Here is a 24,910-nt window from a genome sequence, read left to right as displayed (position 1 = left end):
CGGAGCGCGAATGCCGATTGACGAGAGCCTCGTCTTCAAACCCGTCCGCATTGCGCTGCTGACCATATCGGACAGCCGCAGCGCCGCCGACGACCGGTCGGGCGACAAGCTGGAACAACTGCTGACCACTGCGGGCCATATCTTGGCGGCGCGTGCGATCATCAGGGATGAAACCGACCTGATCGTCTCGCGCCTGCATAACTGGATCGACGATCCGGAGGTCGATGTCGTCATCACCACCGGCGGCACGGGACTGACGGGCCGCGACGTGACCCCCGAGGCGCTGCACCGGCTCGACGGCAAGGACATCCCGGGCTTCGGCGAGCTGTTTCGCTGGCTCAGCTATCAGACGATCGGAACCTCGACGATCCAGTCGCGCGCCTGCGCCGTCGTCGCACGCGGCACGTATATCTTCGCGCTTCCCGGCTCGACCGGGGCTGTGACCGATGCGTGGGAAGGCATTCTTTCGACACAGCTCGACAGTCGCCACAAGCCCTGCAACTTCGTCGAACTGATGCCGCGCCTCACCGAATAGCGCATTTGTTCTTTATTTGTTCTCACTGGCGCGATATTCTGCGTGGGTGGAATCAACAAAGCCTCTTCCCCCGATCGCGGGCCGTGGCGCCCCGACGAACCTGCGCCCGACCCGCACCGGTTCGGCCGAGCGCGTCGCCGATGGCGACTGGCTTGATGCGGCGGAAGACATCGACGGCGACATTCCACGGCTTCGCACCACGGTAACCGTCGAGCATCCCAAAACGATCATTTCGCGCAACAAGTCCCCCGACATCGGCTTCGATCGCTCAATCAATCCCTATCGCGGCTGCGAGCATGGTTGCATTTATTGTTTCGCGCGTCCGACGCATGCGTTTCACGACCTGTCACCGGGGCTCGACTTTGAAAGCAGGCTGGTCGCCAAACCCGATGCGGCGAAGCTGCTTCGCGCCGAACTGGCGAAACGCGGCTATGTCGCGGCGCCGATTGCGATCGGGACCAACACCGACGGCTATCAGCCGATCGAGCGCGAATGGGGCATCACCCGATCGGTGGTCGAGATACTCGCCGAAACGCGCCACCCCCTCATCATCACGACCAAGTCCGACCGCGTGCTGCGCGATATCGACCTGCTCGCCGATATGGCGCGCGACAATCTGGTCGGCGTCGCCGTTTCGGTAACGTCTCTGGACCCGCAGATCGCCCGCACGCTCGAACCACGCGCGCCGCACCCGCGCCGCCGCCTGGCCGCGATCCGCAGGCTGATAGACGCGGGCGTGCCGACGCAGGTCAATATCTCGCCGATCATCCCCGCGATCACCGATCACGAGATCGAGGCGATCATGGCCGCCGCCGCAGAGGCCGGCGCGATCCGTGCGTCCTATATATTGATGCGCCTTCCCCATGAGGTAGCGCCGCTCTTTCGCGCCTGGCTCGCCGCCCACTATCCCGACCGCGCCGACAAGGTCATGCATATGGTGCAGGACATTCGCGGCGGCCGCGACAACGACCCGAATTTCTTCACGCGAATGAAGGGCCAAGGCGTCTGGGCGCAGCTCATCCGCACGCGCGTCAAGCGCGCGGCACGCGAGCATGGCATGGACAGGAGCTTCCCGCCGATCCGTAGCGACCTGTTCCGTCCACCCGAGCGCGATGGGCAGATGGAGCTGTTCTAGCGACAGGTACAGACAAACCGTCGCGCCCGCGAAGGCGGGGGCCGCTAGCGTCATGGAGCCGAACGCGATGAGGCAAGCCTACGTCTACATCATGACCAACAAGCCGATGGGCATCCTCTACATAGGAGTCACAAACGACCTTCCATCTCGAATCCACGCGCACAGGTCAGGGACGGGCTAGGAATTTTGCCGAAAATGGAATCTCAAACGACTGGTCCCTGCCGAACCATTCGACCGGATCGATGAAGCGATTGGTCGGGAGAAAGCTTTGAAGAGATGAAACCGGGTATGGAAACTGCGTCTGATTTCAGAAGCCAACCCCGAGTGGATCGATCTGTTCGAACCCCTCAACAACTGAAAGGTGCCGCCAGCGGCCCCCGCCTTCGCGGGGGCGGCGGTTATTCCATCAGGCCGCGTCCAGCGACCGTAGTTTGTAATCCTTATAGTCGTCGCGGATCTGGCGCTTCAGAATCTTGCCCGTCGCGGTGTGCGGCAGCTCGTCGACGAAGACGATCTCGTCAGGCAGCCACCATTTGGCGACCTTGTCCTTCAGATAATCGACAATCACCGCCTCGTTCGTTTCTGCACCGGGCTTCCTGACGATCAGCAGGATCGGCCGCTCGTCCCATTTGGGATGATAGACGCCGACTGCCGCCGCTTCCTGCACTCCGGGCGCGCCGACCGCCGCATTTTCAAGCTCGATCGAGCTGATCCACTCGCCACCCGATTTGATGACGTCCTTGGCGCGATCGGTAATCTGCATCACGCCATCGGGGTGAATGACCGATACGTCGCCGGTATCGAACCAGTCCTCGGCATCGGCGGCGTCGGCATCGGCCTTGAAATAACGCCGGATGATCCACGGCCCGCGTATCTGGAGCCGTCCGCTGCTCTGTCCGTCACGCGGCAGTTCCCTGTCCTCGTCATCGACGATACGCAGTTCGACGCCGAACGGCGGGCAGCCCTGGCGACAGACGACGTCGACGCGCTCGTCAAAGCTCATCTCGCCCCAGTTCCACGGCCGCTTGCCCATGGTGCCGATCGGCGATGTTTCGGTCATCCCCCAAGCGTGCGCCACTTCGACGCCGGCCCTCATGAAACGTTCGATCATCGCGCGCGGCGCGGCGGACCCACCGATGATGACGCGCGTCAGCTTGCCATAATCGATGCCCGTTGCATCCATATGGCCGAACATCGCCAGCCAGACCGTCGGAACGCCCGCGCTGTGCGTCACACCCTCGTCATGCATCAGGTCGCACAATATTTGCGCGTCATTGGTCGCCGAAAAAACCAGCTTTGCCCCCACCGTTGCCGCCGCGAAAGGAATGCCCCAGCTATTCGCATGGAACATCGGCACGATCGGCAGGACGACGCTGCGGTTCGACATGTCGAACACGTCGGGCTGGATCTCGGTGATCGCGTGGATGACGTTCGAGCGATGTTCGTAAATCACGCCCTTCGGGTTGCCCGTCGTCCCGCTTGTGTAGCAAAGCCCCACCGGATCGCGCTCGTCGAGCTCGACCCATTCGAAACTGCCGTCTTCGGCATCGATCAGGTCACGATAGGAAGAATATCCCTCGCGCGCCGGCGCGTCGAACAGGATGAAGTGTTCGACCGTCGGCAATTGCGGACGCAACCGCTCGACGATGGGCAGGAACATCGCGTCAAAGAACAGGACGCGGTCCTCGGCGTGATTGATGATATAGACGAGCTGCTCGTCGAACAGCCGCGGATTGACGGTGTGCAGCACTCCGCCAAGCCCAGCGCTGCCGTACCAACTGACCAGATGATAGCCATGGTTCATCGCCAGCGTTGCGATCCGATCGCCCTTTTTCATCCCGAGCTTGGTCATCGCCGCGGCAAAGCGACGTGCATCCTTGCCGACATCGCCCCACGTCGTTCGCGTCATGCTGCCGTCGGCCCAGCGCGAAACGATTTCGCGTCCCGCATGTTCGCGCGCGGCATGATCGATCAGGCTTGTGACGAGCAGCGGCTGGCCCTGCATTCCCATATTCAGGCATCCTCAAATTATCGTTGCCGGTCAGGAATAGGGCCGGAAATGCTCCACGCGCAAGGGCCAAGCCAGAAACAACCGCTCCTCCAATCGCGAGGGGGCGCCATCCGTCGGTTTCCCGAACGACGGCAGGCATCTGCAATCAGCCGGGCAAGCCATCCATATGGGGCACATCGATCAGGTCGGCGTCCCATTCGGCACGGCTGGCGCAGCATATATGCGCGGTCGGGCGGATATCGACGGGTCCATCGAGGCTGCCGGCAGGAACGACGAGCAACGCGCCATTGTTCTGCACAATGGGTAGCGCCGACCCGCATATGCGACAGAAACTGCGTTCGTGACGCGTATCGGGCAGCCGGAAAGAAGTCACCGCTTCGTCACCCGACAACCACTCGATCGTCGCACTGGTCGCGAACAGGTTCGCGCCGTGCGCCGACCCGCTGTTCTTTCGGCACCGCGAACAATGGCACAGGAAAAAGGCGTCGAACCCGCCCGATATTTCGAATTTCGCGGTGCCGCAAAGGCAGCGCCCCGACGTTTTCTTCTCCGTCATGTCTTGCCCCGCCTAACGAACGCGGAAATCGCGCTGCGCGACCAGCGACAACGCCGCCTCGCTCACTCCGGCGATCATCTCAAGACGCGAGACGGTGTCCGGCCCCAAAGCGAAACCGCGCCCCAGCTCGACGCGGATATCCTGGTCGGTCAACGGATCGCGCGTCGCGATGACGACCTTGCCGCGCGCATCCTCACGCGTTTCGAGCCAGCGCGCGATCTCTGCTATCGCGTCGGGCAGCTCAACCCGGCATGTGAGTTGCAGGGCCGCCGTCGCGGCGATATCCACGAGCGACTGGGCTCCGCGTACCGTCACCCGCGGCGTTTCTTCGCCTTCGAGCAGGTCGAGTTCGACCGACAAAATCGCGCAGCCGCCGTCGGCGGCGAGCGCTTCGAGCGTCTTGCCAGCCATCTCGTCGAAGCAGCTCGACTGAAACTGTCCGCTGCGGTCGGACAAGGTCAGATTGAGGAAGCGGTTGCCGCGCTGCGACACGCGCGGCCGCGCGCTTTCGACCATCGCCGCCATCACCATCGGGATGCGCGTGCCCGGCGTCATTTCGACATTGTCGCAGATATCGCCATAAGAGCGCGCTCCGCGCGCCGAAATGATCGCTTCATATTGCTCGACGGGATGCGACGAAAAATAGAAACCGAACGCGTCCTTTTCGCGCGTCATCCGCTCGGCAAGGGTCCATGGTTCGGCGGCGGGCAGTTGCAAAGCCGGCGCGATCGCGATGTCGCCGCCGAACAGGCCGCCCTGCCCCGTCGAACGTTCGTGCGCCGAACTGTTCGCGCAGGCGAGGAGGCTCTCTGCCCCGGCAAAGGCGCGCGGACGGTCGGGTTCGATACAATCGAACGCCCCTCCCCCCGCCAGCGCCTCGATCTGGCGCCGGTTGAGCAATTTTGGATCGATGCGGCTCGCGAAATCGTCGAGCGAGGCGAAGTCGCCCTTGGCGCGCTCGGCGACCAGCGCCTCCATCGCCTTTTCGCCGACGCCCTTCAGCGCGCCGAGCGCGTAGCGCACCGTCAGCCCGTCATCGCTGCGCCCGACCGAGAAATCGGCCTCGCTGTCATTGACCGACGGCGGCGAAATTCCGACGTCCAACCGCCGCATATCGTCGATGAAGATCGACAATTTATCGGTCTGGTGGCTGTCGAAGGACATCGACGCCGCGAAAAATTCGTGCGGATAATGCGCCTTGAGCCACGCGGTCTGGTACGACAGCAGCGCATAAGCGGCGGCATGGCTCTTGTTGAAGCCATAGCCCGCGAATTTGTCGATCAAGTCGAACAGCTCGTTCGCGGCCTTGGGCGCGATCTGGTTATGCTCGCCGCAGCCCTTGACGAACGTCTCGCGCTGCGCGTCCATTTCAGCCTGGACCTTCTTGCCCATCGCACGGCGCAAAAGGTCGGCGCCGCCAAGGCTGTACCCAGCCAGGATCTGCGCCGCCTGCATCACCTGTTCCTGATAGACGAAGATGCCGTAGGTTTCGGCGAGGATGCCTTCGAGCAGCGGATGCGGATAGGCGATCGGCTCGCGCCCGTTCTTGCGCGCGCCGAACAGCGGAATATTGTCCATCGGCCCGGGGCGATAGAGCGCGACGAGTGCGATGATGTCGCCGAAATTGGTCGGCTTCACCGCCGACAGCGTGCGCCGCATCCCTTCGGATTCCAACTGGAACACCCCGACGGTCTCGCCGCGCTGAAGCAGCGCATAGACTTCCTCGTCATCCCACGCGAGCCCGTCGAGATCGACGTCGACACCGCGAAGGGCAAGCAGGCGCTTCGCTTCCTTCAGCACCGACAATGTCTTGAGGCCAAGGAAGTCGAATTTCACCAGCCCCGCGGTCTCGACATATTTCATGTCGAACTGCGTCACCGGCATATCCGAACGCGGGTCGCGATAGAGCGGGACCAGCTGGTCGAGCGGACGATCGCCGATCACCACGCCCGCGGCATGGGTCGAGCTGTGCCGCGGCAGCCCCTCAAGCTGGCGCGCCATGTCAAAGAGACGGCGTACGCCATCGTCCTGCTTATATTCGGTCATCAGCTCAGCAACGCCGTTGAGCGCGCGCTCGAGTGTCCAGGGGTCGGTCGGATGGTTCGGCACCAGCTTCGCGAGCCGGTCGACCTGACCATAGCTCATCTGGAGCACACGGCCGGTGTCCTTGAGCACGGCGCGCGCCTTCAGCTTTCCGAAGGTGATGATCTGCGCGACGGTGTCGCGGCCGTATTTCTCCTGCACATAGCGGATCACCTCACCGCGCCGCGTTTCGCAGAAGTCGATGTCGAAGTCGGGCATCGACACGCGTTCGGGGTTGAGGAAGCGTTCGAACAGCAACCCCAGTTTAAGCGGGTCGAGATCGGTGATCGTCAGCGCCCAGGCAACAACGCTGCCCGCACCCGAACCGCGCCCCGGCCCCACCGGGATATCGTGCGCCTTCGCCCATTTGATGAAGTCGGCAACGATAAGGAAATAGCCGGGGAAGCCCATCTGGGTGATGACGTCGACCTCGAAATCGAGGCGCTTCACATAGGCTTCACGATCTTCGTCGGTCAGTTCGGGATAATGCGCGAGCCGCGCCACGAGCCCCGCATGCGCGTCGGCCTTCAGCTGCGCCGCCTCACCCTCGCGGTCGCCGGCAAGGCTCGGCAGGATCGGCGCGCGCTTCGGCGCCATGAACGCGCAGCGCTGTGCGATGACGAGCGTATTGCGGATCGCCTCCGGCAGGTCCGAGAAAGCGTCTTCCATCGCCTCGGCAGGTTTCAGCCAGGCTTCGGGGCTTGAAACGCGCCGGTCCTCGCTCTCGACATAGGCCGATTGGGCGATACACAGCATCGCGTCGTGCGCGGGATGGAAATTCGGCTCGACAAAATTCGCCGGGTTGGTTGCGACGATCGGGAGCGCGCGGGCATAGGCCAGATCTATCAGCGCGGCTTCGGCCGCGATCTCGGCCGCGTCGCCGCGCCGCGAGAGTTCGATATAGAGGCGCCCGCCGAACAGCGCTTCCAACTGCTCGACATAATCCTCGGCCGCGCTCTTCTGCTCCCCCGCGAGCAACCGCGTCAGCGCTCCCTCGCCGCCGCCGGTCAGGCAGATCAGCCCATCGGTCCGCCCCGCGATATCGGACAGCAGGACGTGCGGATCCTGCTCGACCGGCCGGGCGAGATGCGCCGCCGATACGAGCGCGCAGAGATTGTCATAGCCGGCATTGTCCTGCGCATAGAGCGCGAGCCAGTCGATTTGCGGTGCGCCGTTGGCAAGGCGCGGCCCCGGACGGGCGACGCTCAGCAGCGTGCCGACAATCGGCTGCACCCCCGCCGCCTTGCACGCTTCGCCAAAAGCCATGACCCCATAGAGCCCGTTGCGATCGGCGACCGCAATCGCCGGAAACCCGCGCTCGCGCGCTGCTTTCGCGATCAACTTGGGCTCGATCGCCCCCTCCAGCATGGTGAAACTGGAAAAGACGCGCAGGGGGACAAAGGGGCTGTAGGCCATCGGATGACGCTACAGTGACAGCGGTGATTCTGCCAAGGCTTAACCCAGCAGTTCTTCAATCTCTTTGCGCAACTGCTCGGGCTTCGTCGTCGGCGCGTGGCGCGACACCGTCTTTCCGTTCCGGTCGACCAGGAATTTGGTGAAATTCCACTTGATCCCGCTGCCGAGCAACCCGGTCTTTTCCTTCTTCAAATGTTTGAAGATGGGGTCGGCATCGTCGCCGTTGACGTCGATCTTGGCCATCAGGGGGAAGCTGACGTCATAGGTCAGCGAGCAGAAATTCGCGATTTCCGCCGCGTCCCCCGGTTCTTGCGCGCCGAACTGGTTGCACGGGAAAGCCAATATCTCGAATCCGCGATCCTTATAATCGCGGTACAGCTCCTCCAGCCCTTCATATTGGGGCGTGAAGCCGCATTTCGACGCCGTGTTGACGATCAGCAGCACCTTGCCCCGATAGTCGGCAAGCGATTGCGACCCGCCCCCGGGCAGCTTCGCCGAAAGATCATAAAGCGCCATCGTTCATCCCCTCCAATTTTCCCGAGCCTACGCCTCGATATGCCCCTCGTGCAAGCGCAGTACCCGGTCCATCTTTGCCGCCAGCCGCTCGTTGTGCGTCGCCACCAGCGCCGCCGAGCCATGATCGCGCACGAGCTTGACGAACTGATCGAACACCCGATCGGCGGTCGCCTCGTCGAGGTTGCCCGTCGGCTCGTCGGCCAGAACCAGAAGCGGCCGGTTCGCCAGCGCGCGCGCAACGGCGACGCGCTGTTGCTCGCCGCCCGACAGCTTGCTCGGCTTGTGATGCAGCCGCTCGCCCAGCCCGAGGCGCCCGAGCAGGTCCGCTGCGCGCTCCTCGGCCTCGGCTTGCTTTGCGCCGCGGATCAACTGCGGCAGCACGACATTCTCGATCGCATTGAAATCGGGCAGCAGATGGTGGAACTGATAGACGAACCCGATTTTCTCGCGCCGCGTCTTCGTCCGCTCACCTTGTTCAAAGCGCGTGACGTCCTCGCCGTCGATGCGGATCGTTCCGCCGAAGCCGCCTTCGAGGAGCCCAACGGCTTGCAGCATGGTCGATTTGCCCGACCCCGACGGACCGAGCAGCGCGACAATCTCGCCGCGTTTCAACGACGCATTGACGCCGCGCAGCACCTCGATCGTTACCTCGCCCTGCGTAAAGCTGCGCTTCAGCTCGACCAGTTCCAGCGCGACATCATTCATAACGCAGCACCTGCACGGGATCGGTATTGGCGGCTTTATACGCCGGATAGAGCGTAGCGAGGAAGCTGAAGACGATCACCATGATGACGATCGCCGTAATCTCGACCGGATCGGGCTTCGACGGCAATTCGGTGAGGAAGCGGATCGACGGATCCCACAAGGGTTGGCCGGTCAGGAATTCGACGCTGCGCAGCACGCCCTGACGGAAATAGAGCAGCGAGAAACCGACGATCATCCCGGCGATCGTCCCCGCAATGCCGATCGAAAGGCCGATCGCCATGAAGATGCGCATCACGGAATCGCGGGGCGCGCCCATCGTGCGCAAGATTGCCATGTCGCGCGTCTTGGCGCGTACCAGCATGATCAGCGACGAGATGATGTTGAACGAGGCGACGAGGATGATCAGCGACAGGATGACGAACATCGCGACACGCTCGATCGACAAGGCCTCGAACAGGCTGGCGTTCATCGATCGCCAGTCGGACACGACCGCCTTGGCGGCCACCTTTTCGGCTAGCGGTCGCAATATCTCGCCGACCTTGTCGGGATCGCTGGTCTTGACCTCGATCATCTGGACCTGATCGCCGGTGAGCAGCAGCAACTGCGCATCCTCCATCGGCATCACGACATAGGCCTTGTCGAAATCATAGACGCCGATCTCGAAGATCGCCGAGATGCGATAGCTGATTTCGCGCGGCACGGTACCGAAGGGCGTCGAACGCCCCGCCGGGTTGATGATCGTCAGGTTCGACCCCACCGTGGCGCCCAGGTTACGTGCCAACTCGCTGCCGATCGCGACATTGCCCGATCCCGGGGTCAGTGTATTGAGGCTGCCTTGCAGCACCTTGCCGTTCAGCGTCTCGTTCTTGCGGATGTCGGGCACGGTCATCCCGCGCACCAAAATGCCCTCGACGCGGCCGCTGAAGGTACCGAGCAGCGGCTGTTCGATCAGCGGCGTTGCCGAAACGACGCCGGGCGTGGCCTTTGCCTGCTTCAGCACGTCCTGCCAGTCGTCGATCCGGCCGCCGAAGCCCTGTACTACCGCATGGCCGTTCAAACCGACGATCTTGTCGAACAGGTCGCTGCGCACCCCGTTCATCACGCTCATCACGATCACCAGCGCCGCAACGCCGAGCATGACCGCGGTGAAGCTGAACGCCGCGGCGACGAAGATGAACCCTTCGCCGCGCTGCGGAAGCAAATAGCGTTTGAAGATGGTGCGTTCGTAAGGACGCAGGATCATGGAGCGATGGGCCTTTGCGGCGCATGGGAAATGACACGCATATGGGCCGCTTTAAGCGTCGCCAACCCCGCTGGCAATGGCCGCTGGAATGGCCGGAAACTGCAAATGATTTGCGAAATTGTGTTGCCGATAGGTCACAGCGCCAGGCAAAAGCAGGGCCGACCACCCGTCAGATGGTGACAAAGCCCCCCTGCGGACCTACCCACATGGCTTCTGGTTCAACGCGGCCCAAAGGCCCGGCTCCAGGGAGTGCAGGCCTTTCGCCAGGCCTGCAACAAAGGGGGATGGCGAGTGTTCGTCACAGGCGCCCGGGTCTTGGGAACGAGGCCCGGGCGTTGTGATTCCAGCGCAGCTCCGCCAGCGACCAGCGTTCCCGACAATTTCCTTCAGGGGATTGCGTAAGTCACATTGGCCTGCCCGACCGGCTTGTCCGCATCGTCGGTCCAGACACGGATATCCATCACCGCGAGCCTTTTTCCGAGGCGAAGCATTTGCGCATCGGCAAAGAGCGGGCCCGGACGGCATGGCCGCAAGAACTGGTAGTTAAGCGCGCTCGTCACCGCCATCGCGACCGGCCCGATATGCGCCAGAACCAGCGCATAGGCGGCCATATCGGCAAACCCCATCTGCGTCGGTCCCGAAATCAGTCCGCCCGGGCGAAGCGCCTTGTCGGTCGGATCCATCCTGGCCTGGATGAAACCCGGCACGGCGGACACGACATGACCGCGTGAGCCGGGTTCGGAATGCGGGAAGGCGCGTTCCAGAAATTCGTTGAGCGCGTCCGCGTCCATGCGGATCGCGCCCGACGATATCGGCGCCGCCTCCCCCACCATCAGATCAGCGCGTCAGCTTTTTATACGACGTGGCGTGCGGGCGCGTCGCATCGTCGCCAAGGCGGCGGATCTTATCCTCTTCATAGGATTCGAAATTGCCTTCGAACCACTCGACATGGCTGTCGCCCTCGAAAGCGAGGATGTGCGTCGCGAGGCGATCGAGGAAGAAGCGGTCGTGGCTGATGACCACGGCGCAGCCCGCGAAATTTTCGAGCGCTTCTTCGAGCGCCGCGAGCGTTTCGGTGTCGAGATCGTTGGTCGGTTCGTCGAGCAGCAGCACGTTACCGCCCTGCTTCAGCATCTTCGCCATATGGACGCGGTTGCGTTCACCACCCGAGAGCTGACCGACCTTTTTCTGTTGGTCGACGCCCTTGAAGTTGAAGGCACCGACATAGGCGCGCGTCTGCATCTCGTGCTTGCCGATGGTCATCATTTCGGAGCCGCCCGAGATTTCTTCCCAAACATTCTTGTTCGGGTCGAGCGCGTCGCGGCTCTGGTCGACATAGCCGAGGCGCACGGTATCGCCGATGGCAACGCTGCCGCTGTCGGCCGTTTCCTGTCCCGTGATCAGTTTGAACAGCGTCGATTTACCCGCGCCGTTCGGACCGATGACGCCGACGATGCCGCCAGGCGGAAGCGTGAACGACAGATTTTCAAAGAGCAGCTTGTCGCCATAGGCCTTCGAGATACCATCGACCTCGATAACCTTGCCACCGAGGCGTTCGGGGACCTGAATGACGATTTGCGCCTTGCCCGGGATGCGCTTTTCCTGCGCCTCGACGAGCTGGTCGAAGCTTTTGATACGCGCCTTCGACTTGGCCTGGCGGGCCTTCGGCGACTGCCGAATCCACTCGAGCTCGTCCTTGATCGCCTTCTGGCGACCCGCGTCCTCGCGCGATTCCTGCTCGAGGCGCTTGCCCTTCTTTTCGAGATAGGTCGAATAATTGCCTTCGTAGACGAAATAGCGGCCGCGATCGAGTTCGAGGATCCAGTTCACGACATTGTCGAGGAAGTAGCGATCGTGGGTGACGAGGATGACGTTGCCCGGATAGTCGACGAGATGCTTTTCGAGCCAGGCTACGCTTTCGGCGTCCAAATGGTTGGTCGGCTCGTCGAGCAACAAGATCGAGGGCTTTTCCAGCAGCAGGCGGGTCAGCGCGATACGGCGACGTTCGCCGCCCGACAGATTCTCGACGCTCCAGTCGCCGGGAGGGCAGCGCAGCGCTTCCATCGCGATTTCGAGCTGGTTGTCGAGCGTCCAGCCGTCGACCGCGTCGATCTTTTCCTGCAGCGTGCCCATTTCTTCCATGAGCGCGTCAAAGTCAGCGTCTTCCGGCGGGTCGGCCATCAGCGTGCTGATCTCGTTGAAGCGGTCCATCATGTCCGCGACGCCGCGGACGCCGTCCATGACGTTTTCCTTCACCGTCTTGGTCGGATCGAGCTCGGGCTCCTGCGCCAGATAGCCGACGGTGATCCCCTCGCCCGGCCAGGCTTCGCCGGTGAATTCGGTGTCCATGCCCGCCATGATCTTCATCAGCGTCGATTTACCCGTGCCGTTCGGGCCGACGATGCCGATCTTGGCATCGGGGTAGAATTGCAGGCTGAGGTTGTTCAGTGTCGGCTTTTGCGCGCCGGGATAGGTCTTGGTCAGACCCTTCATCACGAAACTATATTGGGCGGCCATGGATATGCTCCGGTATGGGCTGGGCCGCGGGCGCGGCCGGGAGAGTTTTCAGTTGCGCGCCGGTTAGCGAATGGGCGCGCGATTGGCAATCGGCGCTTGCGCGCGCGGGGCGCGCCGTTACGAAAGCGGCATGAAAATCCCTCGCACTTCCACCGGCCTTGCTGGAATCGCCGCCCTTCTCTTCTCCACCGCCGTATCGGCCCAAACGGCGCCGAGCGCAGCCGAACTGGCGCAGCAAGGCGACGATCCGGCGTGGGCGATCACCGAAGGACTAACGACCGAAATCGGCCCGCGACAGGCGGCGACCGAGGCGGAGGCGGCAGCGCGGCGATGGGGCGTCAAGCGGCTCACCGAAATGGGGTTCCAGAATGTGCGCGAAGAACCCTTCATGATGCAGACCTGGGTGCGCGGCACCGAGGAAGCATCACTGATCAGTCCCTATCAGCCGCAGAAGCTCCACATCACCGCACTCGGCACCAGCGCCTCGACGGGGCCCAAGGGGCTGGAGGGCGATGTCGTCTATTTCGCGAGCTATGACGCGCTAGTCGCGGCGCCCGACAATCTGGTGAAAGGCAAGATCGTCTTTATCGATCATCAGATGAAAGCCGCGCAGGACGGCAGCGGCTATGGCCAATATGGCCGCGCGCGCTTCACCGGTGCGAATGTCGCGGCCAAGAAGGGTGCGGTCGCAGTCGTGATCCGCTCGATCGGGACCGACAGCCACCGCAACCCTCACACCGGCGGCACAAATTTCGAAGCCGGCGTCAAGCCGATCCCCGCCGGCGCGCTCTCCAATCCCGACGCAGACCAGTTGGTGCGGCAATGGAAGCGCGTCAATGCGGGCCAGGCGGCCGCGCCGCTGCGGATGAAATTGCTCCTGACGCCGCGGAACCTCGGTCAGCAGCGTTCGGGCAACGTCATCGCCGAAGTGCCCGGCAGCAATCCCGATGCAAGCCCCGTCATCATCGCCTGCCATCTCGATAGTTGGGATTTGGGCACGGGCGCGATCGACGATGCGGCAGGATGCGGCATCATTACTGCCGCCGCGAAGCATGTCATGTCGGCCGGCCAACCGCGCCGCACGATCCGCATCCTGTGGGCGGGCGCCGAGGAAGTCGGCGTATTTGGCGGCAAGGCCTATTTCGATGCGCATGGCAAAGAAAAGCATGCCGTCGCCCTGGAGTCCGATTTCGGCGCCGACCGCGTGTGGCGCGTCGACTTCAAACTACCCGACAGCGCCAAGGCGCTTTCCGACCGGATTGCCGCCGCGGTGATGCCGTTCGGCGTCGTGCGCGGGAAGCAGGCGGCCAATGGCGGCGCCGATATCGGCGCGCTTGTGCAAGCGGGGGTTCCGGCGGTCGATCTGGCGCAGGATGGGACACGCTATTTCGATATCCACCACACGCCCGACGACACGCTCGACAAGATAGACCCTGCGCAATTGCGGCAAAATGTGACAGTTTGGGCCGCGACTCTGGCGATTCTGGCGAACAGCACGGACGACGAGCTTCCCTAGTATGACGGAGAAATGACAGAATCCCGCGCGCCCCGGCCATCTCAATTATTTTTGTTGACGATTCATGCGGAACGGCTAAATCCCGCGGCTCGCGGTACGGGAAGTTTGCCCGGACGCGTTAAGGCATTTTAGGGAGCCCACACATCATGAAGAAGTTTGCTGCTATCGCCGTTGCTGCCAGCATGTTCGCCCTCGCCGCTTGCGGTGAAAAGGCTGCTGAAGAAGCCACCACCGAAGCTCCGGCCGCTGAAGCGGTTGCTGAAGAAGGCGCCGACGCCGCTGCTGCTGGCGCTGAAGCCGCTGCTGCTGGTGCCGACGCTGCCGCTGCCGGCGCTGAAGCTGCTGCTCCGGCCGACGCCGCTGCTGCTGCTCCGGCTGCTGACGCTGCTGCCGCTCCGGCCGCTGACGCCAAGGCTGCTGCTCCGGCTGAAGAAAAGAAGTAAGTCGCAGCCCTTCGGGGCGTTGACTGAAACGAGAAACGGGCGGTCTTCCTTCGGGAAGGCCGCCTTTTTCTTTGCCTGCCTTTTGCTTTGCCCGCCTTTTTCGTCGAAGACGCATCGGTGGGATAGACTTGTGCCCATGCCCTGTCTAAGGCGCGGGCAGTAGTCGGGGAGTAGCGCAGCCCGGTAGCGCGCCTGCTTTGGGAGCAGGATGTCGCAGGTTCGAATCCTGTCTCCCCGACCACTATCTTCCCAAAGCGATCATCCGGCAGAGGTCGCGATCAGCCGCGCATAGAAGTCGATCATGCGCTTGAAGCTGTCGATCGTCATATGTTCGTTGGTGCCGTGGATCATCGCGGTTTCCTTGAGCGTGAAATGCATCGGCATGAAGCGATACACATCCTCGGAAATCGGCTCCATGCTGCGGCTGTCGGTCGCCGCGACGACCAGATAGGGCGCAACGACCGCATCGGGTGCGTCGGCCCGCGCTGCGGCAACGACATATTTCCAACCCTGCGAGCTGGTTGACGAGACGCGCGACGGTTCGTTCGGGGGCTTGACCCAGCTAAGTTCGACCGGCGCATCGCCGACCGCCGCCTTGGCGCGCGCCATCACGTCGGCCGAACTGTTCCACGGCGCAATGCGATAGTTGATGAGCGCGCTTGCCGATTGCGGCAGCACATTCTCCTTCGGGCTCCCCTCGAGCATCGTCGGCGCGATCGTCGTATGGAATGCCGCGGCCGATGAGGGCGACGCCGAGAGCTGTTTTCTGACCTGCGACCCGAGCAGCCACTGGTTGGCAACCGCCAGCTTCGTCGCACCGCCCTTGTGCGCGGCGAGCGCCTCGACCATCGCCGCGCCCGGACCGCGCATCTCGATCGGGAACGGGCTTTCGGCAATCGCCAGCACCGCACGCGCCAGCGTCGTCACGCCAGTTTCGGCGGGCGGCATCGAACTGTGCCCGCCGGGCGCGTTCGCGGTGACCTTCAGCGTCGCATAGCCCTTTTCGGCTACGCCGATCAGGATCGCAGGCCCGTCGATCACCGGTGTGTCGCGCAGAACGACGCTACCCTCATCCAGGGTGTAAAGCGCGCGCACGCCCTCTGCCTTCAGCTTGGCGGCGGCCGCGACGGCGCCCGATCCACCCGCCTCTTCGTCATGCCCCGATACGAGGTAGATACCGCGCTTGGGCTGGAACCCGTTTGCGGCCAGCGCCTCGATCGCCTCGAACAGGCCGATGAGCGAGCCTTTGTCGTCGACGGTGCCGCGACCCCAGACCGCCTTTTCCGCAACCGTTCCAGCGAAAGGTGGGTATTTCCAGTCCTTTTCGGTGCCTTCCGTGACGGGCACGACATCCTGATGCGCCATGACGATGATAGGAGCGAGCGACGCGTCGCTACCCGGCCAATGATAGACGAGCGTCCGGTTCGGCAGGATGGTACGCGTCATGACGCGGTGGGTCGCCGGATAGGTCGTCGCGAGCCAGCTATGCAGCCGGTCCCATTCGGCAATGTCATTCTCGGCCGGGTCCTGGTGCGAAATCGTCTTGATCTGCGCCGCGGCGCTAAGGTGCCCGACGGCAGCATCGAGATCATAGGTCGGCGCGGCAGCCAGCCTTATGTCGGAGCCATCGGCGATGTCCTTTGGCGCGAAGGTCGCGGTCCGTACCGCCACCGTTCCCGCGATCACCGCCACGATTGCCAGACCGCCAAGCAAAACCGTCCGCCGCTTCCCCATGTCCCTCTCCTTCTGCCAGCGCAATGAAGAGGCATCGGTTTCGATTTGCAAGGGAAATACATGGGGAAATGGTGGGCCCGGCAGGACTCGAACCCGCAACCTAGCCGTTATGAGCGGCCAGCTCTAACCATTGAGCTACAGGCCCCCTTTGCAACCCAGTGGGGGTGTGCGGGCGATAGCGGACGCGGTTGCGCGTTGGCAAGCGCCAACGATCAGGCGCCTTGCGACGGGCGTGCTTTTCGTTCGGCCATCGTCAATATTTCGGCGGCCGTGGTCGGCTCCACGCCGCGCCGCGCAAGGTGATCCAGAACGACATCCCACCAGCGATAGAATAGCGCAAGGTCTGCATCGTCGCGGACATAGGGCGTGTTTCCCGGCTGCAACGACGGCGAGTGAAACGAGAAGTTGAGCACCGGAAGGCGCGCCTCGATGGCGATATCAATGGCCCTGCAGGCGCGTTCGGCCGGAATGCCCTCGGGCGTCAGCGCGATCCGTTCGACCAGCCCCAGACGGGCGAGTGCCGCGCCGGCATGCGTGCCGTTACGCGCGACCCGGTGATAAATGCTACGCCCCGCGCCGCCGAGCAACCCGTCGAAGACCGTCGTGACCGGCATTTCGAGTATCGCGCCCTGCCCCGTTCGAACCCACCATGGATATAATGGCGCGTTGCGATAATCGGGCCCGTACCCGGCGCGATAATCGAACCCGCTACGCACCGATGTGTCACAGCGGAACCCCAGTTCGGCCAGCATCGTCGCGCTATCCGGCCCCAGCCCGTACCGCCCCGCCCGATAAACCGTCGGCGCAATCCCGAAGCGGCCGCGGATCGCATCGCGCAGCGCCGTCATTTTTTCGCGTTGCAGCGCGGCGGGCAGGTTTCCGGTATAGCTGTTGCGCGCGTTTACATCCTCGTCGTGCGGCGGGGTCACCCAAGGATGAAGCTGCGCCCCGATTTCGCAGCGGCCGCCCGCCTGCGCCGCGCCGAGGATGTCGACCGCTCGGTCGTCGGCTACAATCGGCCAGTCGACAAGATAGATGGGCTGGACGGCGGCGCGCTCGAAATAGTTCTGACATTCGGCGAGCGCGGGAACGGATCCGAGACGATAACCGGTGCGCGCGAAGGGCGCCGCCCAATCGAAATCCTCTTCGGTGTCGATCGTGACCCAGAAGCGCGGCCGTTCGCCCGCTTCCAGCCCGATCAGATCCGATGCGGCCGGATACGCAAAGAAATTGCCCGCAGGCTGCACCATGCTCCCCTTTGCCGCCACAGCGAGGCCGCCCGGCCTCGGCTTACTCGCCTTGCTGGGCTTCCAGCTCGACTTCGGCCTTCGAGTTGGCGGAGGGCAGGTGCAAGGTCAAGGCGTTATGCCCGATATCGAGGCGTCCGCCGCTTCCGCGCGCGAGGCTGTCGACAAGACGGAGCGAGAAACCGAGGCTGAGCACTGCCGCGCCGGGCGCCTCGCCTTCGGGGCTGAAACCGGGATCGAGCAATTCCGCCGCAGTCGCAAAGCGTATCGTCGCCGGACGTACGATGCGGAGTTGGAGCATGTCATCGTGCCGTGATTCGGTGACCAGTTGCCCAACCACGATCGCGCCAGGTTCGGATACATCGACGAGCGCCGTCAGCAGGCGGCCGACCATTCGTCGCACATTGGCGTCGCTGGCGAACCCGAGGAAGGGCCCTCCGACCCGCGAGATGCTGAGGTCGACGCGCTGGTCAGCAAGAAGGCCTGCGAGTTCGCTTTCGACCTGGGTCACGATCGCGCCGATATCGACGACGTCTTCGGGTATCCCTTCGACGCTGACGGTATCGCTTCGCGCCGCGGTTTCCAGATCGTCGATGATCGCCTGTACCGACGCGGCATCGGCCACGATCTTTTCCGCCATCGCGCGATAATTATGACTTACCGGGCCGAACATCTGCCCCGAAATAATCTGCCCGAAGCCGGAAATGGCATTCAGCGGGCTGCGAAGCTCATGGATCAACTGCCGGATCGAATCACCAGAATCCTCTGGTGCCGGTCGGCCGTACGGCATCTCATTGCGGTGCGGACGGCGCGCGCTCGCCCGGTAGCCACGGAACTGCCCTGTCGCGGGATCGAACCAGGGCAGCGCCGAAAAGCGCCATTCGCCGGCATCGGCCGGCGTCCCTTCCAACATCATGCGTGCGTTGATGATTTCGGCCCGCTGGCGAAAGGCACCTGCCGCAACGCCGTCGGTCCCGGGTTCGCCGCCGAAAGCCGCTTCGGCGATCGACAGGCCGACGACCGCGCCGCGGGTGACGCCCTCGACCCAATGGATCACGCCATCGGGGCCGGTTTCGAACAGGAAAGCGGCACGCGGCGCCTGCGACTGGGTGGGGCGTGCGCGCGTCGACTGATATTTGTCGATCCGGCGGACGAGTTCGCTGATCTGGCTCGGATGACTTTCCAGCGCGGGCTCCGGCACCACTTCCACAGCAATGACGGACTCTTCGGCGGCTGCGATTTCGGGCTGCGGCAAAGCAACCGACGCACTGCCAAGGCTGGCAAGGGCGCGACACACGCCATCCGGAAGGTCGGAGCGGCTCGCCAGTACCGATCGCGCCATCGCGCTTGTGGCTGGCAGGACCGCCAGCCAATCGGCCTCGGCAAGACGCGCGTCGCGCAGCATGATTGCCGACACCGCCGGCACATCATTCGCATAAAGCGCGACGAGCGGCGCAAAGCGCCCATGACGCGCAATAGCGCGTGCGCAGTCACGCCGTACGGATTCGGGGACGCGCGGCCGAAGCACGGCGAGCGCATGCAGGCTGCGACGAATATCTTCATCGCCCAGTTGATTGCCGCGCTGCGCCAGAATATCGGAGAGTTGTCGCCACGCCGTGATGCTCGCACGGCGATCCGCAGGCGCTTGGCGCAAGATGGTCGCAATCATCGAGTCAGCAGTCACGCGAATTGAGCCCCACACCCTCGGTTGTTGGTTAGCATATGCTTACCGGCTAGCGTGAATCATCCGGTCATGAAAGTGCCTTAACCTTCCGCGTCGCATTGTGGGACAATTGCATTCGCCTGAAATAATATTATGGTCGCCGCAGTTTTGGAAAACGGATGTTTCAACGATGGCTAGTCAGAAATTCGATCAGATTGATTTGCAGATATTGGGCGAGCTGCAAAAGAACGGGCGGATGACGAATGTCGAACTGGCACAGATGGTGGGATTGACCGCTCCCCCCTGCCTTCGCCGAGTCCGGGCGCTTGAGGAATCCGGGGTTATCCGGTCCTATCACGCCGACCTCGACGCATCGAAGCTCGGTTACGGGATTACTGTCTTTGCGATGGTCAGCTTGCGCAGCCAAGCCGAATCCGACCTCAAGGCGTTCGAAGATTATGTCGGCGGCCTGCCCGAGGTGCGCGAATGCTATATGCTGAACGGCGAAATCGACTTCCTGCTCAAAGTCGTCGCGCGCGACCTGCAGAGTTTCCAGTCTTTCCTGACCGCCCATCTGACCTCGGCGCCCAACGTCACGAGCGTGAAAACCTCGCTCACGATTCGCACTGCGAAGCAGCTCGCGGGCATTCCCGTCGAACTCTGAACGTTAACGGGCCGGATACAGAAAAGGGGCGCCATCCCGAACAGGATGGCGCCCCTTTCTTTTTTCTGGAAACCGATCAGTTGGTCGCAGGCGCGGCCGGAGCGGCAGCCGGAGCCGCAGCCGAGGCATCAAGCTTGACCAACCAAAGGTCGGCCAACCGCTTGCGAGTACCGGCCACCTGGCCGAAAGTGGCCTTCGCGGCCGCCTTGTCGCCCGACAGGGCCTGAGCAACGCCGAGCCGGTACGTCCACATATCCTTGTCGGCAGCGCCCTTGGCCGCAGCCTGATAGAGCGGGATCGCATCGGCATAATGACCATAGCCGACGAGCGCGTCCGCGGTCGCGCCTGCCGTCTTGGGATTGCTCAGCGTCGAAGGCTGCTTCGAATAGGCAACGATGGTCGATCCCTCGTTGCCGGCACGCGCCCTCTGGTCGTCGCGGCGTGCTGCCAGCTTCGAGTCGGTGCTGGGAAAGACCTTCTTCTGCTCGCCTTCCTGGATCACGGCCACAGCTTCGCCCGGCAGGCCGTCGCTGGCTGCAAGCGCGCTATACTCGTCATATTCGAGGCGTTCCGACATGGCACCCGCGGCGCGCATCAGACGCATGATATCGAGCGTGAGCGATTCCTGTTCCTTGGGCGTCCCTGCCGCCGGCGAGGCCTGCAGGACCGAGAACAGCGTCTGGCGCCAAACTTGCGGCTGGCCATAGTCGCGCAGGCGCGCGGTCATCAGCGTCAGCATCTCGTCGTTCCGCTTGGCGGCCTGCAGCGCCCTGATCGGCCGAACATAGAGTTCGTCCGACGGACGTTGCCCCGCAGCGCGGCTGGCGTCGATCGCGGTCTTTGCCGTAGCAATACCCTGATCAACCTGTCCCGAGCTCAAATAGCTGTCCATCAGCAGGACGGGGATGTTCGCTTCGGTCGATCCGGCTGCACGCGCGGCCTCGAGCCGCTTGATCGCTTTGGGATAATCCTTCGCCGAATAGGCAAAATTGCCCGAGAAGAAGCTGTAGACCGCGAGATTTTCGGGCGGGGTCAGGCCGGAATCGAGCATCGCATCGAGCGCCTGTCCCTGAAGCGCCTGATCCTTGTTCAAAATGCCAAGCTGAAGCTGGTAGAATCCGACGAGATATTTGTCGTCGGGGGTCGTGGCGCTCGCCTGACCTTCGCCCAGCGCCGCCTGCAGCGTCGCCGCGTCCTTTGCGGTGCTCGCGTCGGTCATTTTCTTAAGCGCGGGTGCGAAACCCTTGCTGGCAGTCAGCCCCTTGCCCTTCGCCTCTTCTTCCTTCTTGGGCTTTTCCTTCTTCTGGGCGGCAGCCGGTGCCGCGGTCGCCATCAGCGCGCAACCCAGCACGGCCGCCATCGCGGTTGCGGGCATCGAGCGGAAACGGTTGAACATCGAAATCTCTCCTTTGAACTCGGCCGCCTTCCCCAACGCATGCAGGTTCGGCCGCGCGTCGTAAACGCGGCTAAACCCGTCGCGTTGCCAAGGCAAGACAGCCGGCATCGATATTTCAATGGACGAAGACGGCTGAACCGGAATTGAACCCGTTCTGCCGGTCGGGCCGTGCCGCCCGGGTGCGGTCAGGCGATCGCGTCGATGGCCTGATTAATCTGTCGCAGCACCGCCGGATCGCCCGGAGCGCCCTCGATCGCCGCGTCGGCGAGCTGGATCAGAGGAATGATGCCGAAAGTCGCGGCGAGCCCTTTCAGTCGGACCGCCGCCATTTCCCAGTTCGCGTCACAGCGGGACCTGCGCATCAGGTCCGAAAGGTCGCGCGCGCTGCCCGTAAAGGCGCTGCGCAGGTCCATCGCCATCGCCGGATCATCGCCGAACGCCGCGCTGAGATATCGGTCGAGGGGGCCACTGTCGAAGGACATTCCACAGGATTGGCAGCCCCGTAGTTAAGTTTCCGTTTCATGGCGGCCATTTGATGCTAAGATGTCCGGATGACGGGGGATAAGAAAATCGTCGGATTGTGGCGGAATTCCGCGGCAAACCAGGAAGCAGACGGCGCCGAGCCGGCCGAAGTGGCCGGCCCTGAAGCCGCGCCCGCGCCCGAAGCCGAGGCGCCCACCGAACGAGATTGGCTCGAAATGTCCCCCCTCCCCGATGCCGGGTTCGCCGACGCCGGTGATTCTGACGATGCGTCGACATGGCGCGATCGTGCCGCCCCTGCGCTGCTTATCCTGCTTGCGGTCGGCTGGGCCGGATTCGCGCTTTTCGTTGCAACGGACGGTTTTTCGCGCGGCCCGGCCCTCTCCGCTTGGCCACCTCTTGTCGCGACGATCGCGATGCCGTTGACGTTGCTTGCGGTGCTATGGATGACCATGCTCAGGTCGGGCCGGTCCGAACAGGCGCGTTTCGCGCGCATCGCGACCGCACTTCGCGAAGAGAATATGGCGCTCAACCAGTCGATGCATTCGCTCGGCCTGCACCTCGCCGATGCGCAGAAGCAGCTCGGCGACCAGGCGAAGATCGTCCAGCAGCTTGGCCTGGACACCGTGATGCGTCTCAACGAAAGCAGCGACAAGCTTGCCAGCAACGCCTCGGTCATCGCCAATGCGCACGACCAGCTCGCGCGTTCGGGCGATGTCGCGCTGCAGCGGATGGACGGGCTTCTCGCTGGCTTGCCGCGGATCGACGATGTCGCGCAGCGGCTCGCGGTCAATTTTCGCGAGGCCGGGTTCGTCGCGCATCAGCAGGGCGCAAATCTCGAAGCAAAGCTTGCGGCGCTGGGCGAAGAGGCGGCCAAGGCGGCGCAGTCCGGCACCGAATCGACCGCCGCTGTCCTTGAGGCGATCGTCGCGTTGCAGGAACAGACGAAGGAAACCGAGACGAACCTGCTCGCCGCGTCGACGCAGGTTAGCGACGTGCAGGACTTGGCCCTCGCGCGAATGACGCAGACCGCGGCCTCGGCACGCGACGATATGGCAACGACCGTCGCCACAATAACCGAGCGGATGGATCAAAGCTGGCGGCAGTTCCGCGAAGGTGTCGACGATGCCGGTGCGCTGATGGACGCCAAGCTTGCCGTCGCACGCGATGCCGGCGATGCGATGGTTGCGCAGCTCTCCGCCCATGCCGACGCCAGCGACGCGCTCGCAGCGCGCCTTACCGCCCATGTCACGGAAGTCGGCCAGCAGCTCGAAATTCTCGATGTCAGCGTCAGTGCCAGCACAGGCGTGATCGGCCGCTCTATCGACGATACCAAGTCGCAACTGGGCGCCTTCATGCAGGAAGTGCAAAGCGGCAATGCGTCGGCGCACCAACTGATCACCCATGCGGAATCGCTGCTTCTCGCGCTCGATGCCGTCACCCGCGAACTCGACGAAACCCTGCCGCACGCGCTCGACCGGATCACCTTGCACGGCAAGACCACGCAAACCGCCTTGTCGCAGTTGCGCCCCCTGCTCGACGCATCGGAACTTGTTGCCCAATCGACGATGTCGCACGTCAATGCCGTGCAATCGACGCTCAAGGCCAATGAAGAACAGATGGCGGGCCATGCGGTCAGTCAGCAGGAACTTGTCGACCGCATCAACGGCTCGCTCGCAGAGGCGGAGGCGGCGCTGGCCAAGCTGCGCGATGGCGCCGATGAATTCGCCGAACGTGGCGGCGCGCGCATGATCGCGACGCTCGGCGAGGTTCGCGCAACCGCTGATTCGGCCGCTGACGAGGCACGGCTGACGCTCGAAAAGCTGGTTACGAGCGCGCGCGAGACGATGCAGGCGACCGCGACCGATGCGATCGATGCCGCCTTCAAGAATGAAATCATGGCGCAATTGAGCGCGATCGAGGACGCTTCAGCGCGCGCCGTCGCGGCGGCCGATGGCGCCGCCGACCGGCTGGTGCGCCAGTTGAACACGATCATGGATACCAGCGCCAGCGTCGAGCAACGCGTGAGCGAAGCCGAACAGGCGATCGCCGCGTCGGACCGCGATTCGCTTGCGAAACAGGTCGGGCTGCTGACCGAGTCGCTGAAATCGACCGCAATCGACGTGACCAAGATCCTGTCGAGCGAAGTCAGCGATACCGCATGGGACGCGTATCTGAAGGGCGACCGCGGCGTTTTCGCGCGGCGCGCGGTCAAGCTGATCGACAACAGCGAGGCCAAGGAAGTCCTGCGCCTCTATCAGTCCGACGATGCTTTCCACGCGTCGGTGAACCAGTTCATCCACGATTTCGAAGCGATGCTCCGCGTCCTCATCGGCGCGCGCGACGGATCGGCCATCAGCGTCACCTTGCTCTCATCCGATATCGGCAAGCTGTATGTTGCGTTGGCGCAGGCGATCGATCGCCTGCGGAACTAGCGGCATTGGGATCATGCTCCGGCGTGGTGGGCTTCGACCGGAAGCCGGCCTCTCCATATCGTCACCCCGGACTTGATCGGGGGGCCCGCTTGATGCCGAAGTCAGGAGTGCGTCAAAAAAGCGGGATCCCGGGTCAAGCCCGGGATGACGAGAGCGAAGAAACGACCGTAAACCACCGATAGAGATATGCTCCCCGGCGAAGGCCGGGGTCCAGAGCGCAACCTGGCAAAGGTCGGCTCTCTAAAGCTCTGGGCCCCGGCTTTCGCCGGGGTTCACGTAGGAACCACCAACGCCCGCTCACCACCCCAAAACCGACGATGCCAGGATGGCCAATCGGCCCTTTGCTCAGGCCCGCCCGGTCAAGACGTCGGGATCAGCCCAGCCGTTCACATAGGCCATATAATAAAGGCCGAACGCGATCGTCGCGGCGATCGTCATCTGCAGCAGGATACGACCGGGGCGGAAGGTCGCTGGCGCGCCGGGTTCCTGTCCCTTGACCAGCGGCGTAGCATCATCGCTTGCGCGCCGTCCGTGGAAGGGCAGCACGAAAAACGCGCTGAACGCCCAGAACAGCAAATAGATGGCGAGCGCGGAAGTCCATTTCATCGTTGCAGGT

The 24,910-nt window shown here is 63.3% G+C and carries 20 protein-coding genes, 2 tRNA genes and 1 pseudogene; 8 read left to right on the top strand and 15 right to left on the bottom strand.

All coding sequences use genetic code 11. The features are described from left to right. Nucleotides 1–10: 10 nt before the first annotated feature. The 3 genes and pseudogenes from moaB (at nt 11) to SC1_RS08970 (ending at nt 2,028) form a co-directional block, all read left to right on the top strand. Nucleotides 11–535: a molybdenum cofactor biosynthesis protein B gene (gene moaB, locus SC1_RS08980; RefSeq protein WP_062180280.1), complete on the top strand. Its 525-nt coding sequence runs from the start codon at nt 11–13 to the stop codon at nt 533–535. Nucleotides 536–581: 46 nt separating this feature from the next. Then, nucleotides 582–1,670 (top strand): PA0069 family radical SAM protein, encoded by a 1,089-nt coding sequence (locus SC1_RS08975; RefSeq protein WP_193749138.1) that lies wholly within the window; start codon nt 582–584, stop codon nt 1,668–1,670. A 52-nt stretch (nt 1,671–1,722) separates the two neighbouring features. Further along, a pseudogene (locus tag SC1_RS08970) lies at nt 1,723–2,028 on the top strand (GIY-YIG nuclease family protein). Between the two features lie 48 nt (nt 2,029–2,076). On the opposite strand, the gene SC1_RS08965 reads toward SC1_RS08970, so the two are convergent. From SC1_RS08965 to ettA, 8 genes are all read right to left on the bottom strand, one after another. Then, nucleotides 2,077–3,681, bottom strand: coding sequence for a long-chain fatty acid--CoA ligase (locus tag SC1_RS08965; protein ID WP_062180277.1), 1,605 nt, complete (start codon nt 3,679–3,681; stop codon nt 2,077–2,079). Between the two features lie 145 nt (nt 3,682–3,826). After that, a complete protein-coding gene (locus tag SC1_RS08960) occupies nt 3,827–4,237 on the bottom strand; it encodes a GFA family protein (protein WP_062180275.1) in 411 nt (136 codons plus the stop codon). A gap of 12 nt (nt 4,238–4,249) precedes the next feature. After that, nucleotides 4,250–7,735, bottom strand: a complete 3,486-nt coding sequence (gene dnaE / locus SC1_RS08955; protein WP_062180272.1) for a DNA polymerase III subunit alpha — start codon at nt 7,733–7,735, stop codon at nt 4,250–4,252. A 39-nt stretch (nt 7,736–7,774) separates the two neighbouring features. Next, nucleotides 7,775–8,251, bottom strand: a complete 477-nt coding sequence (locus SC1_RS08950) for a glutathione peroxidase (RefSeq protein WP_062180269.1) — start codon at nt 8,249–8,251, stop codon at nt 7,775–7,777. Nucleotides 8,252–8,278: 27 nt separating this feature from the next. Then, nucleotides 8,279–8,956, bottom strand: a complete 678-nt coding sequence (locus SC1_RS08945) for an ABC transporter ATP-binding protein (RefSeq protein ID WP_062180266.1) — start codon at nt 8,954–8,956, stop codon at nt 8,279–8,281. Next, a complete protein-coding gene (locus tag SC1_RS08940; RefSeq protein ID WP_062180262.1) occupies nt 8,949–10,199 on the bottom strand; it encodes a lipoprotein-releasing ABC transporter permease subunit in 1,251 nt (416 codons plus the stop codon). Before SC1_RS08940 ends, SC1_RS08945 begins: the two co-directional genes overlap by 8 nt. Nucleotides 10,200–10,585: 386 nt before the next feature. Then, complete coding sequence (locus tag SC1_RS08935) at nt 10,586–11,032, bottom strand: PaaI family thioesterase (protein WP_083435765.1); 447 nt, start codon at nt 11,030–11,032, stop codon at nt 10,586–10,588. Nucleotides 11,033–11,036: 4 nt separating this feature from the next. Continuing rightward, nucleotides 11,037–12,716, bottom strand: a complete 1,680-nt coding sequence (ettA, locus tag SC1_RS08930; protein ID WP_062180258.1) for an energy-dependent translational throttle protein EttA — start codon at nt 12,714–12,716, stop codon at nt 11,037–11,039. A gap of 130 nt (nt 12,717–12,846) precedes the next feature. Between ettA and SC1_RS08925 the strand changes: the two genes are divergently transcribed. The 3 genes from SC1_RS08925 to SC1_RS08915 all read left to right on the top strand — a co-directional run bounded on the left by SC1_RS08925 (nt 12,847) and on the right by SC1_RS08915 (nt 14,916). After that, nucleotides 12,847–14,232 carry a M20/M25/M40 family metallo-hydrolase gene (locus SC1_RS08925; protein ID WP_062183859.1) on the top strand — a complete coding sequence of 462 codons (1,386 nt, stop codon included), beginning with the start codon at nt 12,847–12,849 and terminating at the stop codon, nt 14,230–14,232. A 204-nt stretch (nt 14,233–14,436) separates the two neighbouring features. Further along, a complete protein-coding gene (locus tag SC1_RS22155; protein ID WP_193749137.1) occupies nt 14,437–14,838 on the top strand; it encodes a hypothetical protein in 402 nt (133 codons plus the stop codon). 1 nt (nt 14,839) lies between these two features. After that, nucleotides 14,840–14,916: transfer RNA gene (locus SC1_RS08915), tRNA-Pro, on the top strand. Nucleotides 14,917–14,933: 17 nt separating this feature from the next. Here the strand turns inward: SC1_RS08915 and SC1_RS08910 are convergent. The 4 genes from SC1_RS08910 to SC1_RS08895 form a co-directional block, all read right to left on the bottom strand. Then, nucleotides 14,934–16,409 carry a M20 family peptidase gene (locus SC1_RS08910; RefSeq protein ID WP_062180253.1) on the bottom strand — a complete coding sequence of 492 codons (1,476 nt, stop codon included), beginning with the start codon at nt 16,407–16,409 and terminating at the stop codon, nt 14,934–14,936. Between the two features lie 69 nt (nt 16,410–16,478). Next, nucleotides 16,479–16,554: transfer RNA gene (locus SC1_RS08905), tRNA-Ile, on the bottom strand. Between the two features lie 67 nt (nt 16,555–16,621). After that, nucleotides 16,622–17,659 carry a polysaccharide deacetylase family protein gene (locus tag SC1_RS08900; RefSeq protein WP_062180251.1) on the bottom strand — a complete coding sequence of 346 codons (1,038 nt, stop codon included), beginning with the start codon at nt 17,657–17,659 and terminating at the stop codon, nt 16,622–16,624. Between the two features lie 40 nt (nt 17,660–17,699). After that, nucleotides 17,700–19,310 carry a histidine kinase dimerization/phospho-acceptor domain-containing protein gene (locus SC1_RS08895; RefSeq protein WP_238586633.1) on the bottom strand — a complete coding sequence of 537 codons (1,611 nt, stop codon included), beginning with the start codon at nt 19,308–19,310 and terminating at the stop codon, nt 17,700–17,702. A gap of 199 nt (nt 19,311–19,509) precedes the next feature. On the opposite strand from SC1_RS08895, the gene SC1_RS08890 reads away from it, so the two are divergent. Continuing rightward, nucleotides 19,510–19,983: an Lrp/AsnC family transcriptional regulator gene (locus SC1_RS08890; RefSeq protein ID WP_062180245.1), complete on the top strand. Its 474-nt coding sequence runs from the start codon at nt 19,510–19,512 to the stop codon at nt 19,981–19,983. A gap of 76 nt (nt 19,984–20,059) precedes the next feature. Here the strand turns inward: SC1_RS08890 and SC1_RS08885 are convergent, their stop codons facing one another. Then, nucleotides 20,060–21,487, bottom strand: a complete 1,428-nt coding sequence (locus SC1_RS08885; RefSeq protein WP_238586632.1) for a tetratricopeptide repeat protein — start codon at nt 21,485–21,487, stop codon at nt 20,060–20,062. Between the two features lie 77 nt (nt 21,488–21,564). Beyond that, entirely contained in the window at nt 21,565–21,861 is a 297-nt protein-coding gene (locus SC1_RS08880) for a hypothetical protein (protein ID WP_062180242.1), read from the bottom strand. Nucleotides 21,862–21,930: 69 nt separating this feature from the next. On the opposite strand from SC1_RS08880, the gene SC1_RS08875 reads away from it, so the two are divergent. Continuing rightward, a complete protein-coding gene (locus tag SC1_RS08875) occupies nt 21,931–24,294 on the top strand; it encodes a hypothetical protein (RefSeq protein ID WP_062180239.1) in 2,364 nt (787 codons plus the stop codon). Nucleotides 24,295–24,639: 345 nt separating this feature from the next. On the opposite strand, the gene SC1_RS08870 is transcribed toward SC1_RS08875, so the two are convergent. Continuing rightward, complete coding sequence (locus SC1_RS08870; RefSeq protein ID WP_062180236.1) at nt 24,640–24,900, bottom strand: DUF1467 family protein; 261 nt, start codon at nt 24,898–24,900, stop codon at nt 24,640–24,642. Between the last annotated feature and the right edge of the window lie 10 nt (nt 24,901–24,910).

It is taken from the genome of Sphingopyxis sp. C-1, assembly GCF_001047015.1.
Classification (GTDB): domain Bacteria; phylum Pseudomonadota; class Alphaproteobacteria; order Sphingomonadales; family Sphingomonadaceae; genus Sphingopyxis.
The sequence above is the reverse complement of the archived record's forward strand: the minus strand, read 5'-3'. Positions and strand labels throughout refer to the sequence as shown.

Excerpts from the sequence above, each read along its gene's own strand:
- SC1_RS08960 (WP_062180275.1), bottom strand. The coding sequence starts at position 4,237 with ATGACGGAGAAGAAAACGTCGGGGCGCTGCCTTTGCGGCACCGCGAAA.
- ettA (WP_062180258.1), bottom strand. The coding sequence starts at position 12,716 with ATGGCCGCCCAATATAGTTTCGTGATGAAGGGTCTGACCAAGACCTAT.
- SC1_RS08875 (WP_062180239.1), top strand. The coding sequence starts at position 21,931 with ATGACGGGGGATAAGAAAATCGTCGGATTGTGGCGGAATTCCGCGGCA.
- SC1_RS08890 (WP_062180245.1), top strand. The coding sequence starts at position 19,510 with ATGGCTAGTCAGAAATTCGATCAGATTGATTTGCAGATATTGGGCGAG.
- SC1_RS08870 (WP_062180236.1), bottom strand. The coding sequence starts at position 24,900 with ATGAAATGGACTTCCGCGCTCGCCATCTATTTGCTGTTCTGGGCGTTC.
- moaB (WP_062180280.1), top strand. The coding sequence starts at position 11 with ATGCCGATTGACGAGAGCCTCGTCTTCAAACCCGTCCGCATTGCGCTG.
- SC1_RS08950 (WP_062180269.1), bottom strand. The coding sequence starts at position 8,251 with ATGGCGCTTTATGATCTTTCGGCGAAGCTGCCCGGGGGCGGGTCGCAA.
- SC1_RS08940 (WP_062180262.1), bottom strand. The coding sequence starts at position 10,199 with ATGATCCTGCGTCCTTACGAACGCACCATCTTCAAACGCTATTTGCTT.
- SC1_RS08910 (WP_062180253.1), bottom strand. The coding sequence starts at position 16,409 with ATGGGGAAGCGGCGGACGGTTTTGCTTGGCGGTCTGGCAATCGTGGCG.
- SC1_RS08925 (WP_062183859.1), top strand. The coding sequence starts at position 12,847 with ATGAAAATCCCTCGCACTTCCACCGGCCTTGCTGGAATCGCCGCCCTT.
- SC1_RS08945 (WP_062180266.1), bottom strand. The coding sequence starts at position 8,956 with ATGAATGATGTCGCGCTGGAACTGGTCGAGCTGAAGCGCAGCTTTACG.
- SC1_RS08880 (WP_062180242.1), bottom strand. The coding sequence starts at position 21,861 with ATGTCCTTCGACAGTGGCCCCCTCGACCGATATCTCAGCGCGGCGTTC.
- SC1_RS08965 (WP_062180277.1), bottom strand. The coding sequence starts at position 3,681 with ATGGGAATGCAGGGCCAGCCGCTGCTCGTCACAAGCCTGATCGATCAT.
- dnaE (WP_062180272.1), bottom strand. The coding sequence starts at position 7,735 with ATGGCCTACAGCCCCTTTGTCCCCCTGCGCGTCTTTTCCAGTTTCACC.
- SC1_RS08885 (WP_238586632.1), bottom strand. The coding sequence starts at position 21,487 with ATGCCGGCTGTCTTGCCTTGGCAACGCGACGGGTTTAGCCGCGTTTAC.
- SC1_RS08935 (WP_083435765.1), bottom strand. The coding sequence starts at position 11,032 with ATGGTGGGGGAGGCGGCGCCGATATCGTCGGGCGCGATCCGCATGGAC.
- SC1_RS08900 (WP_062180251.1), bottom strand. The coding sequence starts at position 17,659 with ATGGTGCAGCCTGCGGGCAATTTCTTTGCGTATCCGGCCGCATCGGAT.